This window comes from Streptomyces sp. NBC_00859, from assembly GCF_045161865.1.
In the GTDB taxonomy this organism is placed as follows: domain Bacteria; phylum Actinomycetota; class Actinomycetes; order Streptomycetales; family Streptomycetaceae; genus Streptomyces.
Genome location: NZ_CP108826.1, coordinates 5709519 through 5726008, shown reverse-complemented (window position 1 = coordinate 5726008; position 16490 = coordinate 5709519). Strand labels below are relative to the sequence as shown.

Annotated in this window: 19 protein-coding genes; 12 read left to right on the top strand and 7 right to left on the bottom strand. The window is 70.2% G+C overall.

Translation table 11 applies throughout. The annotated features are described in order from the left end of the window. Nucleotide 1: 1 nt before the first annotated feature. Complete coding sequence (locus OG584_RS25075; RefSeq protein WP_405784269.1) at nucleotides 2-382, bottom strand: peptidase inhibitor family I36 protein; 381 nt, start codon at nucleotides 380-382, stop codon at nucleotides 2-4. A gap of 271 nt (nucleotides 383-653) precedes the next feature. Next, on the bottom strand, nucleotides 654-2252 hold the full coding sequence (locus OG584_RS25070) for a DHA2 family efflux MFS transporter permease subunit (protein ID WP_405781098.1): 1599 nt from the start codon (nucleotides 2250-2252) through the stop codon (nucleotides 654-656). A 181-nt stretch (nucleotides 2253-2433) separates the two neighbouring features. On the opposite strand from OG584_RS25070, the gene OG584_RS25065 reads away from it, so the two are divergent. From OG584_RS25065 to OG584_RS25055, 3 genes are all read left to right on the top strand, one after another. Continuing rightward, nucleotides 2434-3114: a TetR/AcrR family transcriptional regulator gene (locus tag OG584_RS25065; protein WP_405781097.1), complete on the top strand. Its 681-nt coding sequence runs from the start codon at nucleotides 2434-2436 to the stop codon at nucleotides 3112-3114. An 85-nt stretch (nucleotides 3115-3199) separates the two neighbouring features. Further along, the gene (locus tag OG584_RS25060; protein WP_405781095.1) at nucleotides 3200-4384 is read left to right on the top strand and encodes an alpha/beta hydrolase; all 1185 of its coding nucleotides are present in this window, start codon (nucleotides 3200-3202) and stop codon (nucleotides 4382-4384) included. A 98-nt stretch (nucleotides 4385-4482) separates the two neighbouring features. Beyond that, complete coding sequence (locus OG584_RS25055; protein ID WP_405781093.1) at nucleotides 4483-5334, top strand: DUF4429 domain-containing protein; 852 nt, start codon at nucleotides 4483-4485, stop codon at nucleotides 5332-5334. A 60-nt stretch (nucleotides 5335-5394) separates the two neighbouring features. On the opposite strand, the gene OG584_RS25050 is transcribed toward OG584_RS25055, so the two are convergent. Together OG584_RS25050 and OG584_RS25045 are read right to left on the bottom strand one after the other, a co-directional pair. Further along, entirely contained in the window at nucleotides 5395-6414 is a 1020-nt protein-coding gene (locus OG584_RS25050; protein ID WP_405781092.1) for an aldo/keto reductase, read from the bottom strand. Between the two features lie 5 nt (nucleotides 6415-6419). Then, on the bottom strand, nucleotides 6420-6881 hold the full coding sequence (locus OG584_RS25045) for a MerR family transcriptional regulator (protein WP_405781090.1): 462 nt from the start codon (nucleotides 6879-6881) through the stop codon (nucleotides 6420-6422). Between the two features lie 114 nt (nucleotides 6882-6995). Between OG584_RS25045 and OG584_RS25040 the strand changes: the two genes are divergently transcribed. Together OG584_RS25040 and OG584_RS25035 are read left to right on the top strand one after the other, a co-directional pair. After that, a complete protein-coding gene (locus OG584_RS25040; protein WP_405781088.1) occupies nucleotides 6996-7463 on the top strand; it encodes a GNAT family N-acetyltransferase in 468 nt (155 codons plus the stop codon). A gap of 15 nt (nucleotides 7464-7478) precedes the next feature. Then, nucleotides 7479-8303 carry a serine hydrolase domain-containing protein gene (locus tag OG584_RS25035; protein ID WP_405781086.1) on the top strand — a complete coding sequence of 275 codons (825 nt, stop codon included), beginning with the start codon at nucleotides 7479-7481 and terminating at the stop codon, nucleotides 8301-8303. Nucleotides 8304-8307: 4 nt separating this feature from the next. Here OG584_RS25035 and OG584_RS25030 read toward each other — a convergent pair whose 3' ends face one another. Continuing rightward, entirely contained in the window at nucleotides 8308-8760 is a 453-nt protein-coding gene (locus OG584_RS25030; protein ID WP_405781085.1) for an ATP-binding protein, read from the bottom strand. An 83-nt stretch (nucleotides 8761-8843) separates the two neighbouring features. On the opposite strand from OG584_RS25030, the gene OG584_RS25025 reads away from it, so the two are divergent. Both OG584_RS25025 and OG584_RS25020 read left to right on the top strand, forming a co-directional pair. Beyond that, entirely contained in the window at nucleotides 8844-9692 is an 849-nt protein-coding gene (locus OG584_RS25025) for a helix-turn-helix transcriptional regulator (protein ID WP_405781083.1), read from the top strand. Next, a complete protein-coding gene (locus OG584_RS25020; protein ID WP_405781081.1) occupies nucleotides 9652-9918 on the top strand; it encodes a DUF397 domain-containing protein in 267 nt (88 codons plus the stop codon). Before OG584_RS25025 ends, OG584_RS25020 begins: the two co-directional genes overlap by 41 nt. Here the strand turns inward: OG584_RS25020 and OG584_RS25015 are convergent. Next, the gene (locus tag OG584_RS25015) at nucleotides 9915-10574 is read right to left on the bottom strand and encodes a pirin family protein (RefSeq protein WP_405784268.1); all 660 of its coding nucleotides are present in this window, start codon (nucleotides 10572-10574) and stop codon (nucleotides 9915-9917) included. The genes OG584_RS25020 and OG584_RS25015 overlap by 4 nt on opposite strands. A gap of 62 nt (nucleotides 10575-10636) precedes the next feature. Here OG584_RS25015 and OG584_RS25010 point away from each other — a divergent pair, with 62 nt between their 5' ends. From OG584_RS25010 to fabF, 5 genes are all read left to right on the top strand, one after another. Beyond that, nucleotides 10637-11836, top strand: a complete 1200-nt coding sequence (locus tag OG584_RS25010) for a PucR family transcriptional regulator (RefSeq protein WP_405781080.1) — start codon at nucleotides 10637-10639, stop codon at nucleotides 11834-11836. Between the two features lie 89 nt (nucleotides 11837-11925). After that, nucleotides 11926-12864 (top strand): ACP S-malonyltransferase, encoded by a 939-nt coding sequence (locus tag OG584_RS25005; RefSeq protein WP_405784266.1) that lies wholly within the window; start codon nucleotides 11926-11928, stop codon nucleotides 12862-12864. A 15-nt stretch (nucleotides 12865-12879) separates the two neighbouring features. Further along, the gene (locus OG584_RS25000; protein WP_405781078.1) at nucleotides 12880-13884 is read left to right on the top strand and encodes a ketoacyl-ACP synthase III; all 1005 of its coding nucleotides are present in this window, start codon (nucleotides 12880-12882) and stop codon (nucleotides 13882-13884) included. A gap of 81 nt (nucleotides 13885-13965) precedes the next feature. Next, on the top strand, nucleotides 13966-14214 hold the full coding sequence (locus tag OG584_RS24995; protein WP_266857402.1) for an acyl carrier protein: 249 nt from the start codon (nucleotides 13966-13968) through the stop codon (nucleotides 14212-14214). A gap of 75 nt (nucleotides 14215-14289) precedes the next feature. Further along, nucleotides 14290-15552, top strand: a complete 1263-nt coding sequence (gene fabF, locus OG584_RS24990; RefSeq protein WP_405781077.1) for a beta-ketoacyl-ACP synthase II — start codon at nucleotides 14290-14292, stop codon at nucleotides 15550-15552. Between the two features lie 62 nt (nucleotides 15553-15614). On the opposite strand, the gene OG584_RS24985 is transcribed toward fabF, so the two are convergent. Further along, nucleotides 15615-16490 (bottom strand): NAD(P)-dependent oxidoreductase, encoded by an 876-nt coding sequence (locus OG584_RS24985; protein ID WP_405781075.1) that lies wholly within the window; start codon nucleotides 16488-16490, stop codon nucleotides 15615-15617.

The following is a 16490-nucleotide window of genomic DNA, read 5'->3' as shown; positions in this document are numbered from 1 at the left end:
CTCAGTTCTCCCAGATCTTGAACGCCCTCACCTGGTAAGGGGAGCGCGGCAGCCAGGTGCCGCCTCCGGGGTACGTCTCGAACTCTCCGGTCTCCTCGCACTCCACCGACTGGTACGTGGTGACCGGGCGGCCGGTGCGGTTGGCCACGGACTGGGCGGTCGCTCCGGCGGGGAGCGGCGTGCAGCTTTCGATGCCGGTGCCGGCGAGGTCGTAGGTCCTGCGGGCGCCCTTGAAGTCACCCTTTTCCCAGAGACACAGCTCACCGGTCGCGCAGTCCCCCATCCGGGGCTGCGACGCGGCCAGCGCGGTGCGCGGTGCGAGTGCCTGGGGCGCGGCGAACACGGTGGCGGTGACGATCCCGGCCGTGACGGTCGTGCGCAGCAGCGCCTTGCGCACGGCGCCGGTGGGCGCCGGGGGCTTCGCGGGCGCCGTGTTCTTCCTGGGCGCTGTGTTCTTCGCGGGCAGGGCGTTCTTGGTGAGCGTGGTGTTCATGGTGGTCCCCCGTGCAGAGCGTCGTACGGATCGATGGACGCAGGATGGCCCGTGATCACCTGCCGCCGGAAGAGCCAGCTGCCCGCACCACCCTGATAGGCGACAGCCCCGCCGGAAGGGTCCGGCGGGGCTGTGGTGGCGCAGAGTTGACGCTGAAGCGTCAGATGTGGGCCGCTCCCGCGGCGGCTTCCGGGTTGTCACCGCGCTTGGTGAGCAGGGCCACGAAGATGGCCACGACGGCGACACCGGCGGCGACCAGGCAGGCCAGGCCCATGCCCGACATGAAGGTGTCGTGCGCGACACCGGTGATCTTCGCTGCGAGTCCGGCCGGCGCGTGGGGCGGGACCGGGGCCATGCCGACCTGGACGGCCTGCGACGCCTGATCCAGCTGACCGGGCCCGAACGGAGGAAGTTTGGCACCGGCCCAGTTGTCCGGCAGGGCGCTGTCGACCTTGGAGGCCATGACCGCGCCGAGCACCGCAGTACCGAGGCTGCCGCCGATCTGCATGGCGGCCTGCTGGAGACCGCCAGCGACGCCGGAGAGCTCCATCGGGGCGTTGCCGACGATGACCTCGGTCGCGCCGACCATGACCGGGGCGAGGCCCATGCCCAGCAGTGCGAACCAGATCGACATCGGGACGCTGCCGGTGTCGGTCTCCAGTGTGGACATGCCGTACATGGCGACCGCCGTGCAGAGCATGCCGCCGGCCAGCGGGATACGCGGCCCCACCTTGGTGATCAGCGCGCCCGCGATCGGGGAGGCGACGATCATCATGCCGGTGAGCGGCAGCAGGTGGAGCCCGGCGTCGACCGGGCTCATGCCGTGCACGTTCTGGAGATAGAAGGTGACGAAGAAGAGACCGCCCATGAAGGCGATGGCCATGAGGACCATCAGCACCACACCCGCGGAGAGCGGTACCGAGCGGAAGAGCGCCATCGGGATGAGGGGCTCCCTGACCTTCGTCTCCCAGAACGCGAAGGCGGCGAAACAGACCACCGAGACAGCCAGGAACGCCCAGACCTTGCCGTCGCCCCAGCCCCACGCCGGGGCCTTGATGAGCGCCCAGACCAGACAGAACATGGCCGCCGAGAGCAGCAGGATGCCCAGGATGTCGAAGGACTTCGGGGCGTTCGCCGCGCGGTGGTCCTTGAGGATGAACGCACCGACGACGAGCGCGATCACACCGACCGGCACATTGATGAAGAAGACTGACTGCCAGCTGACGTGCTGGACGAGCAGGCCGCCGATGATGGGACCGCCGGCGGTGGATGCGCCGATGACCATGCCCCAGAGGCCGATGGCCATGTTGAGCTTCTCGGCGGGGAAGGTGGCGCGCAGCAGGCCGAGCGCGGCAGGCATCAGCAGTGCGCCGAACAGCCCCTGGAGGACGCGGAAGGTCACGACCAGGCTGACGCTGTTGGAGAAGCCGATGGCGCCGGACGCGGCGGCGAAGCCGACGACCCCGATCAGGAACGTCTGGCGGTGGCCGAAGCGGTCACCGAGCTTGCCCGCGGTGATCAGTGCCACCGCGAGGGCGAGGAAGTAGCCATTCGTGATCCACTGGATCTGGGCGAAGGTGGCTCCGAGATCCTTCTGGATGGCCGGGTTGGCGATCGCGACGATCGTGCCGTCGAGCGCGACCATCATCACGCCGATGGCCACGGAGAAGAGCGTCAGCCAAGGGTGGCCGCGGAGCCCCTTGGCCGGCGGTGCCGCAACGTCCTGCGGCGCCTGGTCGACAGTGGTCTGACTAGTCATACGAGTCAGATTAGTGTCAGCCGCTGACAGTTGACAAACCATTTCACAAGTCGGTAGCTGTCACGTAGCTCACAGGTAACCTGGAGCGACAAAGCACCCAAACCGGAAGCCGTGCAGGCCACATCGCCTCGCACACCGCACACCGCACACCGCACACCGCACACCGAAAGAGGACCCGAACGTGACGCTGGAGCAGACGGAGCCGTCGACGCCGGGCACGCCGGCCGGACTGCGGGAGCGCAAGAAGCAGCGCACCCGCGAGGCCCTGCTGCGCGTAGCGCTCGAACTCTTCACGGCGAAGGGGTACGAGCAGACCACCGTCGACGAGATCGCCGACGCCGTCGAGGTCTCCCAGCGCACCTTCTTCCGGTACTTCGCCGGCAAGGAGGATGCGGCCTTCGCGGTGCATGATCTGGTGGAGTCACAGTTCTTCACCGCGCTTGAGGCCCGCCCGCCGCAGGAGAGCCCGTTCGACGCGATGCGCAACGCGGTACTGGCCTCCTGGGACGGCATCAGCCTGACCATCGAGGACGTGGTCCCGGTGGATCTGTACATGCGGATCTGCCAGGTCATCGAGTCGTCCCCGGCCCTGCTCGCGATCCACCTGCGCCGCTCCGCCGAGCTGGAGGACAGGATCGCCCACCTCATCGCGGAGCGCGAGGGGCTCGACCCGGAGACCGATCCGCGGCCGCGCGTGGCCGTCGCCGCGTTCGACGGTGTGATGCGGGCGACCGGCCGGATCTGGGGAAAGGGCCAGGATCTGAGCATCGCGTCCATGCGGGCACTGACGCTGACTCATCTCGACCAGATCGGACCGGCATTGGCCGGGAACTGGCGTACGACAGGCGCACACCAGGAGTAGTCATACGGCTACATTTCGTACCTGAAACGTGATGTGCCTCACTGACTTCGCAAGCATCCGCCCCCGTCTCCTAGGGTGGCGGTCAGTGACTTCCTTCGACTCCTCCCCCACTCTCACCGTCTGGCGCACGCTGCTCGCGCTCGCGGTGGTTTTCGTCATGCTGGCCACGACCGGCTGGACCGCCGTTCACCACCAGAGAACCGACGGACCGCGCCAAGCCGCGCTGGCCGCCTGGGGCAGGGGCTCCGTCGCGGGCCACCACCTTCCCTCGGCCAACGCGTCGCCGCACCTGCTGGCGCGGTTCTTCGCCTCGCTCAGCGCGGCCGACCGTGACCGTCTCGCCGACCACTACCCGCTGGTCGTCGGAAACCTCAACGGCGCCCCGGTGACGCTGCGGTACCAGGCCAACCAGCGCGCCCTGGAGCAGGCCGCCGGGCAGGAGCACGAGCGGCTGACCGACCCCACGCTGAACAAGCTGGGCCAGCAGGACGCGCGCCAGACCTATGACCGCTACAACACACTGGCGCAGCCCGGCAGGCAGATCCTCGCCTTCGACCCGACCGGCACCGGCCGGGTCGCCGAGGTGATGGGCGATCTCCAGCGCGCCCAGCACATCTCCATCGTGGTACCGGGCGTCGACACCAATCTGATGACCTTTCAGAAGACTGATCGCTCCTACACCGCGCCCGTCGGCATGGCCACATCGCTGTACGGCGCCGAGCACACGGCGGCCCCCGGATCGCACAACGCCGTCATCGCCTGGGCCGACTACACCGCGCCTGCCGGTCTCGGCGTGGACGCCGCCATCGGCAGGCTCGCCGCCGAGGGCTCGCTGAGGCTGCACTCACTCGTCGACGCGCTGCCGGGCCGGGCGCCCGTGGCGCTGTTCTGCCACAGCTACGGTTCGGTGCTCTGCGGTGTCGCCGCCCGCAACCTCCCGTCGCGGGTCAGCGACATCGCGGTCGCGGGAAGCCCGGGGATGCGCGTCGAGAACGCCGCGCAACTGGGCACGGACGCCCGGGTGTGGGCGATGCGCGACAGCGACGACTGGATCCAGGACGTGCCGCATCTGGACGTCGGCGGTCTCGGCCACGGCGCCGACCCCGTCTCACCGCAGTTCGGCGCACGCGTCGTAGCGGCGGGCGCGGCCCAGGGCCACACCGGCTATTTCGCGCCGGGGACCGAGAGCCTGCACAACTTCGCGGCGGTCGGCACCGGCGAGTTCGGTTCGGTGTCGTGTGCCAACGGCGGGGACACCTGTCACAGCTGATTTTGCGGTGACCGGGGAGGTTCACGCGCGTAGAAGCCCGTCATGAGGTCCCCCGCAGAGGGGCGACGAGCGGGCGCCCGCCGCCTACGATGTGGCACATGGGTGATGTGCTGGCGGGAATTCAAGCCACCTGGGAGTTCGCGACCGACTCCGTGCTCATCCGCTTCGAACGGGGGATTCGCACGCCGAAGCTCTTCCAGGCGCTGCGACAGCGGCGTATCCCCCACGAGGCGCTGGGGTCGGTGACGGTGGCCGAGGGCAGACGGGGAACGGTCGTGCTGCGCGCGGCGCCGCGCGCGGGCGCCGATCCGCTGATGGAGGCGGCGTCCGGGCAGCTGAAGGAAGGGTGCGATCCGTACCGGCTGGTGCTGCCCGCATCGCAGCGGACGCTCGCGGAGTACTACGCGGACGAGCTGACGGCCCGGCTGGCAGCTGACGCGGCCGAGCCGGCCGAGCGGTTCCTGGTCGCGGCGCCCGAGGGACCGCTCCACTTCAAGGCGTACGACGGCAAGGCCTCCTTCGACGGAGCCCGGGTCTCCTTCAGGTGGTCACGGACCGGTGCGTCGTCGGCCAAATGGAAATGCGGCGACCAGAACTTCCCGGTGGCCGAACTGACCGGCGTGGACTGGCGCTCCCCCGAGGCGTTCGACGGGTATCTGCGCGTACTGCGGCAGGGCGAGCCGGGTGCGGACCAGGCGGACCAGGACCCCTCTGCTGTCGTCTTCGGACTCGGTTACGGGCCGGTCCACGAGTCGCTGCCCTTCGCCGCCGCCGTCCTGGGCGCGGCCCGTCACTCCAGGACGGTGCCGGTGCCCGCCGTCGCCACCGGGCGGCGTGACCCTGCGGACATCGCCGAACGAATACGGCACCTGGGCGAGCTGCACCACTCCGGCCTGGTCACGGACGACGAGTTCAGCGCGAAGAAGGCCGAACTGCTCGCGGAACTCTAGGCCGCGTCCGGAGGGGGCCCGCACCGCGGGCCCCCTCCGGTTGTCGCGACGACGGCGCGGTTACTCGCGGGCCTTCGACGTCGACGACATGTCCGGGTAACGGTCGCCCTTGACCTCGCCCGCGATCGGTTCGAGGAGCGCCAGCTCCTCGGCCGTCAGCCTCAGCCGGGTGGCGCCGGTGTTCTCAAGGAGCCGGGCCCGCTTGCGGGTGCCGGGGATCGGCACCACCGCGGAGAGGCCATGCACCTCGGCCCGCTGCTGCACCCAGGCGAGGGCCACCTGCGCGGCCGTCGCGCCGTGCGCCGCCGCGATCTTGTGCACCGGCTCCAGGAGCGCCGCGTTGGCCTTGGCGTTGTCACCGGTGAAGCGCGGCTGGAACTGCCGGAAGTCGCCGCCCCCGAGGTCCTTGGACGCGTCAGCGAAGGAACCGGTGAGGAAGCCCCGGCCTAGCGGGGAGTACGGCACGATGCCCACCCCGAGTTCGGCGGCCGCGCCGACCAGGCTCAGCTCCACATCGCGGCTGAACAGCGACCACTCGGACTGCACGGCGGTGATGGGGTGCACGGCGTGCGCCTCGCGCAGTTCGGGGCCGGTCACCTCGCTCAGACCCAGGTACTTGACCTTGCCCGCCGCCACCAGCTCGCCCATGGCGCCGATGGACTCGGCCAGCGGCACATCGGGGTTGCGGCGGTGCATGTAGTAGAGGTCGATGACATCGACCTTCAGCCGGCGCAGGCTCTCCTCGACGGCCTGCCGGATGTACGGGGCGTCGTTGCGCACCCCCCGGTAGTGCGGGTCGTCGGCACGCCGCTCGATGGAGAACTTGGTGGCCAGCGTGATCTCGTCGCGGTGCGCGCTGACGAACGGCGCCAGGAAGGTCTCGTTGGCGCCCTGGCCGTAGATGTCGGCCGTGTCGATCAGAGTGACGCCCGCATCGACGGCGGCCTCCAGGGTGTCCCTGGCCGCCACCTCGTCGGTGTCTCCGTAGAACTCGCTGATGCCCATGGCGCCGAAGCCCTGCACGCCGGCCTCGGGGCCGTCCTGGCCGAGCCGTACCCTGTCGATCTTTTCGATGCTCATCAGGTTCAGAACCTCTCCGACGCCCGCCGGGCGTCCGCATAGGAGTCAATCTTGAAATCGAGTACGGAGAGCGTGTCCTGGAGTTCCGCGATGCGGGTTCGCACATCCCTGCGGGTCTCCTCCAGGAGTTCCTGCCGCTCCTCCAGGGTCTCCACACCCTCGCGTACGAGTTCGGCGTAGCGGACCATCTTCGCCACCGGCATTCCGGTCAGCCGCAGTTTGCCGACGAGGGCGAGCCAGTCCAGGTCGCGGTTGGAGAAACGGCGCTGGCCGGTGTGCGACCGGTCGACATGCGGCATCAGCCCGATCCTCTCGTACCAGCGCAAGGTGTGCGCGGTGAGACCGGTGAAGGCGACGACTTCGCTGATCGTGTACTGATCACGGCCGTCGGGGCGCCTGCCCGGGACCGGCGGCGCCGCACAGCTCTGCAAGGGGTCCGACACGGGCACGGTCTCGGTCACAGTCATGCGGTCCCAGCTCCTTCGTCCTCGCGACACCACCAAAACTAGATCCTTGGAGTGCACTCCAGGCAAGCGAAACAGGGCGGAACTTCCGATGCGGTTCCCGTACCCTCCCGGATCATGAGTACAGCCCGTCGCGCGACCCCCGATGACGCCGTCGAACTCGTCCGCCTGCGCAAGGTGATGCAGGACTCCATGGCCGGGCGGCCACACTCGGACACCGGTTGGCAGCCCGCGGCCGTGGAGACGCTCCGCCGGAAGCTCAAGGACCCCGGGGCCGATCTCACCGCGTTCGTCGTGGACAGGCCGGACGGCGGTCTCGCGGCCTGCGTGGTCGGCACCGTCGAGTACCGGCTGGGCGGCCCCGGCAATCCGCACGGTACGAGCGGTTACGTCTTCAGCGTCGCGACCGACCCGGACATGCGCCGCCGGGGGTACTCGCGGGCCTGTATGGAGGCACTGCTCGGCTGGTTCCGGGAGCGCGGTGTCACCAGGGTCGACCTGCGCGCGTCGGCCGGTGCCGAGCCCCTCTACGCGTCCCTCGGCTTCGCCAGGACCCCCGATCCGGCGATGCGGCTGACGCTGTAGTTAGGCTCGTCCCTCATGAAGAGCCTGGCGATGACCGAGAACTGGCCGGTACCCACGGTGGCCGCCGCTGTCGTACGAGCGGACGGCAGCGTCGCCGGTACGCACGGCCCGACCGGGCAGCGCTTCCCACTCGCCTCGGTCACCAAGCCGCTCGCCGCGTACGCCGCACTCATGGCGTACGAGGAGGGCGCGGTCGAGCTGGACGAGCCCGCCGGGCCGCCCGGCTCCACGGTCCGCCATCTGCTCGCCCACACCAGCGGTCTCGCCTTCGACGAGGACCGGGTGATGGCCGCCCCCGGCGAGCGCCGGATCTACTCCAACGCGGGGTTCGAGGCGCTCGGTGACCACATCGCCGCTGCCACCGGTATCCCCTTCCCCGAGTACCTCCGCGAAGGGGTGCTCGAACCGCTCGGGATGGCGGACACCTCGCTGGAGGGCTCCCCCGCCAAGGACGGCGTCTCCACCGCCGACGACCTGGCCCGGTTCGCAGCCGAGCTCCAGGCGCCCCGGCTGCTCGACCCGCGCACCGTGGCCGAGGCCACCTCGGTGGTGCACCCGGGTCTCAAGGGCGTGCTGCCCGGATACGGTCTGCAGAACCCGAACGACTGGGGCCTCGGCTTCGAGATCAGGGGAACCAAGTCCCCGCACTGGACGGGCAGTTCGTCGTCCCCGCGCACCTTCGGCCACTTCGGCCAGTCGGGGACGTTCCTCTGGGTCGACCCGGAGGCGGGGGTCGCCTGCGTGGCACTGACCGACCGGGACTTCGGGCCGTGGGCGGTCGACGCCTGGCCGCCGTTCACCGAGGCGGTGCTGGCGGAGATCGCCTCCGCCGGGCGGTGACACATCACGGCCCGGTCGGCACCGGCACGTCGGCCGGCTTCGCGGCCAGGCACTCGAACCACACCGTCTTGCCGCACCCGTCACGGCGCGGCTCCACGCCCCAGCCGTCGGTGAGCGCGCCGACCAGGAGCAGCCCTCTTCCGCCCTCGTCGAGTTCATCACCCGTGACCGCGCAGGGCAGCAGGGGGCAGTCGTCCGCGACCTCGACTCGCACACCCCCGGCCGGGAGCAGCACGATGTACGTCTGGCAGCGGCGGCCGGGGACATGCCGTACGACGTTCGCGATCAGCTCGGTGAGCGCCAGTTCGGCGGCTTCGGCCACGTCGAGGAGGCCCCAGCGGGTGAGGTACATGCGCAGGATGCGGCGCAGATGCCGGGCGGAGTGCTCGCTCACCGCGAAGGCCGCACGGTAGCGGCCCTGCGCGGCGTCCGCCAGGGAACCGGTTACGTCATTCATGCCACCAGCGTGCAGTGCGCCGATTACGCTCGGCTACGTACTGAACCGAACGCCGCGCGGCGTTGCAGGCCGGAGGTGCCCACGTGGCCAACATCCACTCGCTCGACCCGAGCGCTTCCCCGCTGGACTACTTCGGCTGGGAGCTGCGCCGGCAGCGAGAGGCCAACGACCTGAAGCAGGGGCAGCTCGGCGACATCATCTTCTGCACCGGCTCCCTGGTCGGCCAGATCGAGACCACGAAGAAGATCCCCACCCGCGACTTCGCCGAACGGGTGGACGCGGCGCTCGGCACGGACGGGGTGTTCTCCCGCCTGGTCGGCCTGGTCCTGCGCAGCCAGCTGCCTACCTGGTTCCAGCCGTACGCGGAGATGGAGGCGCGGGCGGCGTACATCTCCACGTACCAGGCGCAGTTGGTGTACGGGCTGTTGCAGACGGAGGAGTACGCGCGGGCGGTGCTGGCCACCGGTCAGCCGGACGACCTCGAAGGCCTGGTGGCTGCCAGGCTGGAGCGGCAGCGCATCCTGGAACGGGAACGGCCACCGCTCGCCTGGGTGATCCTCGACGAGGCGGCACTGTACCGGCCGATCGGCGGCCGGGATGTCATGCGGAACCAACTGGGCCGGTTGTTGGACTGCCCCGGTCACCGATGGACACGCGTCCAGGTGTTGCCCTTCACGGCAGGTGAACACGCCAGCCTGGACGGGTCGTTCACCGTCATGCGTTTCAACGAGGACCCGGACATCATCTACACCGAGGACCTCATCTCCGGCCACATGACTGCTAGCCCCGAGACCATCCGTGAAGCCTCCCGCCGTTACGCTCACTTGCAGGCCGCCGCACTCTCCGTCGAGGATTCGGCAGCGCTGATCAACCGCGTGATGGAGGAGCGTTATGGAGACCGGTCGCGACCTGAAGAACGCGCGGTGGCGTAAGTCCAGTTACAGCGGCAGCACCGGCGGCGAATGCGTCGAGTGCACGGTGACCGACGGCGCGGCCTGGCGGAAGTCGTCCTACAGCGGCACCAACGGCGGCGACTGCGTCGAGGTAGCCGCCGGCCTCCCCGGTACCGTGCCGGTCCGCGACAGCAAGAACCCGGCCGGACCCACCCTGTTCGTCCACGCCGCAGCCTGGCAGACCTTCGTGGCCGGGCTCCGCTAGAACTCCCAGATCAACACCTCGGCGGCCGTCGCCGCCACCAGCTCCAGCCCCTCGCCCCCCGTGATCCGCACCGAGTCGCCCGGTTCCAACTCCGTACTCCCCAGACGCACTTCACCCCGGACGACATGCAGGTACACCCCCGCCCCATCCGGCACCGCCACCCGCTCGCCAGGGGACGGCCTGCGGACGGAGAGCAGCGCGCCCGCCGCCGGGACCGCGTAGGGCGTGGCGTCCGCGATGCCGTGCACGATCCCGTACGCGGGCTCGCCGCCCGGCTCCAGCGGCGCCAGCCACATCTGGACGAAGACCAGCGGGTCCGCGCCCTCGTTGCGCTCCTCGTGGCGCACCCCGCCCGCCGACGAGAGGTGCTGGACGTCCCCGGCCCGTACGACCGTGGCGCGGCCCGTCGAGTCGCGGTGGGTCAGTTCGCCCTCGACCACCCAGGTGACGATCTCGGTGTGGCTGTGCGGGTGTTCGTCGAAACCCGCCCCCGGCGCGAGCCGCTCCTCATTGCAGGCCAGGACCGGCCCGAAACGCAGGTTGTCCGGGTCGTAGAACGTACCGAACGAAAAGGCGTGGCGGGAGTCGATACCGGCTGCGGGGTCGCCCCCGCGGTAGCGCTCGCCGGAGCGCCGTACGTCCATCACGACATCCATCACGCCGTCCACCGTAGCCCCGCCACGCCATGCCGGAGTCCCGATAAGGCAGTCTTGTCCACGTGCCCCCATCCGATAACGCACAGCCCGGACCCCCTCCCGCACATCCGCATGCCGCGACCCTGAAGCGGCTGGAGCAGTCCTCCGGCCGGCTCTCCGCGAACGCCATCGCCCGTATGGACGAGACGCTGCCGTGGTACCGGGCGATGCCACCGGAGAACAGGTCCTGGATCGGCCTGGTGGCCCAGGCCGGTATCGCGGCGTTCACCGAGTGGTTCCGGCACCCGGAGGCCCCCCAGGCGATCTCCACCGACGTCTTCGGCACCGCCCCGCGCGAACTGACCCGCGCCATCACCCTGCGGCAGACGGTGGAGATGGTGCGCACCACGATCGAGGTCATGGAGACCGCGATCGAGGAAGTCGCCGCACCGGGCGACGAGTCGATCCTCCGCGAGGCGCTGCTCGTCTACGCCAGGGAGATCGCCTTCGCGACCGCACAGGTGTACGCACAGGCGGCCGAGGCCCGCGGGGCCTGGGACGCCCGCCTCGAATCCCTGGTGGTCAACGCGGTGCTGTCCGGCGAGGCCGACGAGGGCGCGGTGTCCCGTGCCGCCGCACTCGGCTGGAACTCTCCCGACCATGTCTGTGTGATTCTCGGCACCGCGCCCGAAGGCGACAGCGAGCTGACGGTCGAGGCGATCCGCCGCGCCGCGCGGCACGCCAAGGTCCAGGTGCTGACCGGCGTGCTCGGCAACCGGCTCGTCGTCATCGCGGGCGGCAACGACAACCCGCTCCAGGTGGCCAAGGCCCTGATCGGACCGTACGCGGCGGGGCCGGTGGTCGCCGGGCCGATCGTGCCCGACCTGCTCGCGGCCACCCGGTCCGCGCAGGCGGCGGCAGCGGGGCTGAAGGCCGGTTACGCCTGGCAGGACGCCCCGCGCCCGGTGCTCGCCGACGACCTGCTGCCGGAGCGCGCCATCGCTTCGGACCCTGCGGCGCGAGAGCAGTTGGTGGAGGAGATCTACAGGCCCCTGGAGGAAGCGGGGTCGGCGCTCCTGGAAACGCTGAGTGTCTATCTGGAGCAGGCGAGCAGCCTGGAGGGCGCGGCCAGGATGCTCTTCGTACACCCCAACACCGTCCGCTACCGGCTGCGACGTGTGACGGACGTCACCGGCTGGTCACCCTCCGATGTGCGCTCCGCATTCACTCTGCGCATCGCTCTGATCCTGGGGCGCCTGGCCGACGGGGATACGCAGCTCTAGACTTTTGTCGGACACCAACAATTACCCCGACGGTTCTTGGTCCCTGTCCCCACGGGCGCACGGAGCCGTCCACAAGAGAGAGTGTGAGGGTGCTCGTACTCGTCGCTCCCGGCCAAGGCGCTCAGTCGCCCGGCTTCCTGACTCCCTGGCTCGACCTCCCCGGTGCGGCCGACCGCGTCGCCGCGTGGTCGGACGCCATCGGGCTCGACCTTGCCCACTACGGCACGAAGGCCGACGCCGACGCCATCCGTGACACCGCGGTGGCACAGCCGCTGCTGGTCGCGGCGGGCCTGCTGTCCGCCGCCGCGCTGGGTGACTTCGTGCCCGGCGCCGTCGCCGGGCACAGCGTCGGTGAGATCACGGCCGCCGCTTTCGCGGGCGTTCTCGACGACGCCGCCGCGCTCGGTTTCGTACGGACCCGTGGACTGGCCATGGCCGAGGCCGCCGCTGTCACGGAGACCGGGATGGCCGCGCTCCTCGGCGGCGACCCCGAGATCGTCCTGCCGCATCTGGAGAAGCTGGGGCTGACCCCGGCGAACGTGAACGGTGCCGGTCAGATCGTCGCCGCGGGTACAGCCGAGCAGATCGCCGCACTCGTCGACGACAAGCCCGAAGGCGTACGCCGGGTCATGCCGCTCAAGGTGGCCGGCGCCTTCCACACGCACCACATGGCTCCGGCGGTCGCCGGGCTCGGCAGGGCGGCGCAGGACCTGGTCGTCGCCGACCCGGCCGTCCCGTACCTCTCGAACGCGGACGGCAAGGTCGTCACGACCGGCGCCGACGTCGTCGCCCGGCTCGTCAACCAGGTCTCCAACCCGGTCCGCTGGGACCTGTGCATGGAGACCGCAGCGGGACTGGGCGCCACCGCACTCATCGAGGTCTGCCCCGGTGGGACGCTGGTGGGCATCGCCAAGCGCGCCATGCCCGGCGTGCGGACGCTGGCGCTGAAGACACCCGACGACCTCGACGCGGCTCGCGCCCTCATCGCCGAGACCCAATCACCTGCCGCTGACGCGGCGGGCGCCTAAGGAGCCCGAGAGAGCATGGCGAAGATCAAGCCCAGCCAGGGCTCCCCGTACGCGCGCATCATGGGTGTCGGCGGTTACCGCCCGACCCGGGTGGTGCCGAACGAGGTGATCCTGGAGACGATCGACTCGTCCGACGAGTGGATCCGCTCCCGCTCCGGCATCGCGACCCGCCACTGGGCCTCCGACGAGGAGACTGTGGCCGCGATGTCGATCGAGGCCTCCGGCAAGGCCATCGCGGACGCGGGAATCACCGCGGACCGGATCGGCGCCGTGGTCGTGTCGACGGTCTCGCACTTCTCCCAGACGCCGGCCATCGCGACGGAGATCGCGTACAAGCTCGGCACGGACAAGGCCCCGGCCTTCGACATCTCGGCGGGCTGCGCCGGCTTCGGCTACGGCCTGACGCTCGCCAAGGGCATGGTCGTCGAGGGTTCCGCCGAGTACGTACTGGTCATCGGCGTCGAGCGGCTCAGCGACCTCACCGACCTGGAGGACCGCGCGACGGCGTTCCTCTTCGGCGACGGCGCGGGCGCGGTCGTGGTCGGCCCCTCCAAGGAGCCGCACATAGGGCCCACGGTATGGGGCTCCGAAGGCGACAAGTCCGAGACGATCAAGCAGACCGTGCCGTGGTCGGACTACCGCGACGGCAAGGGCCGCGCCAAGTTCCCCGCGATCACACAGGAGGGCCAGGCGGTCTTCCGCTGGGCCGTGTTCGAGATGGCGAAGGTCGCCCAGCAGGCGCTGGACGCCGCCGGTATCGCCGCGGCCGACCTGGACGTCTTCATCCCGCACCAGGCGAATATGCGGATCATCGACTCGATGGTGAAGACCCTCAAACTGCCGGACCACGTCACGGTCGCCCGTGACGTCGAGACCACCGGCAACACCTCCGCAGCCTCGATTCCGCTCGCGATGGAGCGGCTCCTGGCGACCGGGCAGGCGAAGAGCGGCGACACAGCGCTGGTCATCGGCTTCGGGGCGGGTCTCGTCTACGCCGCGACTGTCGTTACCCTCCCCTAGGGCATTCCGGAGGAATCCGGTTCGTTCGAACACCCCGAGCAGTCCCCGACACACACCGCTACACACCGAAGGAGCGCCATCATGGCCGCCACTCAGGAAGAGATCGTCACCGGTCTCGCCGAGATCGTCAACGAGATCGCCGGTATCCCGGTCGAGGACGTCCAGCTGGACAAGTCCTTCACCGACGACCTGGACGTCGACTCGCTGTCCATGGTCGAGGTCGTCGTCGCCGCCGAAGAGCGCTTCGACGTCAAGATCCCCGACGACGACGTCAAGAACCTCAAGACGGTCGGCGACGCTGCCGACTACATCTCGAAGCACCAGGCCTGACCCAGGCCCGCGGCTGACGCCACCCGGCGGTGGCGCCGTGATTCAGATCCCTCTACACGTGGAGAAGAAATTCCAGTGAGCCCGACCAATCGCACCGTGGTCGTCACCGGTATCGGCGCAACCACACCGCTGGGTGGCGACAGCGCATCGACCTGGGACGGACTGCTCGCAGGCCGTTCCGGTGTCAAGCCGCTCACCGAAGAGCGCTTTGCCGAGCTCCCGGTCCGCATCGCCGCCCCGGTGGCTGTCGACCCGAGTGAGGTCCTCGCGCGTCCTCTCGCCCGCAAGCTGGACCGTTCGGCCCAGTTCGCCGTGATCGCGGCCCGTGAGGCGTGGGCCGACGCGGGCTTCACCGCGAAGGCCGGCGAGGACGACGCCATCCGCCCCGAGCGGCTGGGCACGGTCGTCGCCTCCGGTATCGGCGGCATCACGACCCTGCTCGACCAGTACGACGTGCTGAAGGAGAAGGGCGTACGCCGCGTCTCCCCGCACACCGTCCCCATGCTCATGCCGAACGGCCCGTCCGCCAACGTCGGGCTCGAACTCGGTGCGCAGGCGGGTGTCCACGCGCTGGTCAGCGCGTGTGCGTCCGGCGCCGAGGCGGTCGGCTACGCGGCTGAGATGATCCGTTCGGGCCGCGCCGACGTCGTCGTCGCCGGTGGCACCGAGGCGACCATCCACCCGCTGCCCATCGCGGCCTTCGCCAACATGATGGCGATGTCCAAGAACAACGAGAACCCCGAGACGGCCTCCCGCCCGTACGACAAGGGCCGCGACGGCTTCGTGCTCGGCGAGGGCGCCGGCATCGTGGTCCTGGAGTCCGCCGAACACGCCGCCGCGCGGGGCGCCAAGGTCTACTGCGAACTCGTGGGCCAGGGCCTGTCGTCGGACGCGCACCACATCGCGCAGCCCGAGCCGACCGGCCGGGGCATCGCGGCGGCGCTGCGGCACATGCTGGAGACGACCGATGTGAAGCCGGCCGAGGTCGTGCACGTCAACGCGCACGCCACATCGACCCCGCAGGGCGACATCGCCGAGATCAAGGCGCTCCGCCAGGTGCTGGGCGACGATCTCGACCATGTCGCGATCTCCGCGACGAAGTCGATGACCGGGCATCTGCTCGGCGGCGCCGGCGGTATCGAGACCGTCGCCACGGTGCTGGCGCTGTACCACCGCACGGCGCCGCCGACCATCAACATCGACGACCTCGACGACGAGGTCGACGCGGACATCGTGCGGGACAAGCCGCGGACGCTGCCGCAGGGTCCGATCTCTGCGGTCAACAACTCGTTCGGGTTCGGCGGTCACAACGTGATGCTGGCGTTCCGCTCGGTCTGATCACGCGGCGCGCCGGTACCGGGCCCGCCCCTCCCCCGTCCGGGAGGGGCGGGCCTGCGCGTTCAGGCCTCGAAGCTCGCGAAGTACGACGCGGCCATGTCGTCGTCCCCGTGCCCCAGCGCCTCCGCCCGGCGGAACCGCTCGCCTCCCGCAGCGGCCACGTCCAGCCGCACGCCCGCCGCACGCCCCGCCTCGACGATCAGCCGGGCGTCCTTGGCCGCTGTGGTGACCGAGAAGCTCGGGGTGTAGTCCTCGGTGAGGATCGTCTGCGCCTTGAGGTGCAGATAGCCGCAGTCCAGCGAGCCGCCGCCCACCGCGTCCAGGAAACTCGCGGGATCCACACCGAGCCCCGCTGCCAGGGCCATGGCCTCCGCCGTGCCGTTCGTCAGGGCCAGGACCCAGCTGTTGCAGACGAGTTTGAGCCGGGTGGCAGCCGCCGTCGAGCCGTCGTCCGCGACCCAGACCGTGCGGGAGCCGATCGCGTCCAGAACGGGCGCCACGTCGTCGCGTACGGAGCCGGGACCGGCCGCCAGGATCGTGAGCTGCCCCTTCTCCGCAGGCGCCTTGGTGCCGAGCACCGGCGCGTCCACGAAGACCAGCCCGTGCTTCCTGGCCAGCGCTGCCAGCGGGAGGAGTCCCTCGGTGCCGGCCGTCGTGGACTGGAGCCAGACGGCGCCCTGACTCAGCGAGGGCGCGGCAGCGGTCATCGCGTCGAGGGCCGCGGGACCGTCGTACAGCATGGTGATGATCACGTCCGCGCCCTCGACCGCCTCGCCGGGCGTGCCGGTGACACGGGCCCCGGCCCCGGCGAGCGGCTCGGCCTTGGAGCGGGTCCGGTTCCAGACACGGACGTCGAGTCCGGCGCGGCAGAGGTTGCGCGCCATCGCGGCGCCCATGATGCCGGTACCGAGGACAGCTACTGAGGTGTTGTCAGCCAT

What these genes read in the sequence shown, in the direction of transcription:
- OG584_RS25070 (WP_405781098.1), bottom strand. Translation starts at nt 2,252, where the DNA reads ATGACTAGTCAGACCACTGTCGACCAGGCGCCGCAGGACGTTGCGGCA.
- OG584_RS25050 (WP_405781092.1), bottom strand. Translation starts at nt 6,414, where the DNA reads ATGAGCATCGAAAAGATCGACAGGGTACGGCTCGGCCAGGACGGCCCC.
- OG584_RS25020 (WP_405781081.1), top strand. Translation starts at nt 9,652, where the DNA reads ATGGAGACCGGTCGCGACCTGAAGAACGCGCGGTGGCGTAAGTCCAGT.
- OG584_RS24995 (WP_266857402.1), top strand. Translation starts at nt 13,966, where the DNA reads ATGGCCGCCACTCAGGAAGAGATCGTCACCGGTCTCGCCGAGATCGTC.
- OG584_RS25030 (WP_405781085.1), bottom strand. Translation starts at nt 8,760, where the DNA reads ATGAATGACGTAACCGGTTCCCTGGCGGACGCCGCGCAGGGCCGCTAC.
- OG584_RS25035 (WP_405781086.1), top strand. Translation starts at nt 7,479, where the DNA reads ATGAAGAGCCTGGCGATGACCGAGAACTGGCCGGTACCCACGGTGGCC.
- OG584_RS25040 (WP_405781088.1), top strand. Translation starts at nt 6,996, where the DNA reads ATGAGTACAGCCCGTCGCGCGACCCCCGATGACGCCGTCGAACTCGTC.
- OG584_RS24985 (WP_405781075.1), bottom strand. Translation starts at nt 16,490, where the DNA reads ATGGCTGACAACACCTCAGTAGCTGTCCTCGGTACCGGCATCATGGGC.
- OG584_RS25015 (WP_405784268.1), bottom strand. Translation starts at nt 10,574, where the DNA reads ATGGATGTCGTGATGGACGTACGGCGCTCCGGCGAGCGCTACCGCGGG.
- OG584_RS25045 (WP_405781090.1), bottom strand. Translation starts at nt 6,881, where the DNA reads ATGACTGTGACCGAGACCGTGCCCGTGTCGGACCCCTTGCAGAGCTGT.
- OG584_RS25055 (WP_405781093.1), top strand. Translation starts at nt 4,483, where the DNA reads ATGGGTGATGTGCTGGCGGGAATTCAAGCCACCTGGGAGTTCGCGACC.
- OG584_RS25000 (WP_405781078.1), top strand. Translation starts at nt 12,880, where the DNA reads ATGGCGAAGATCAAGCCCAGCCAGGGCTCCCCGTACGCGCGCATCATG.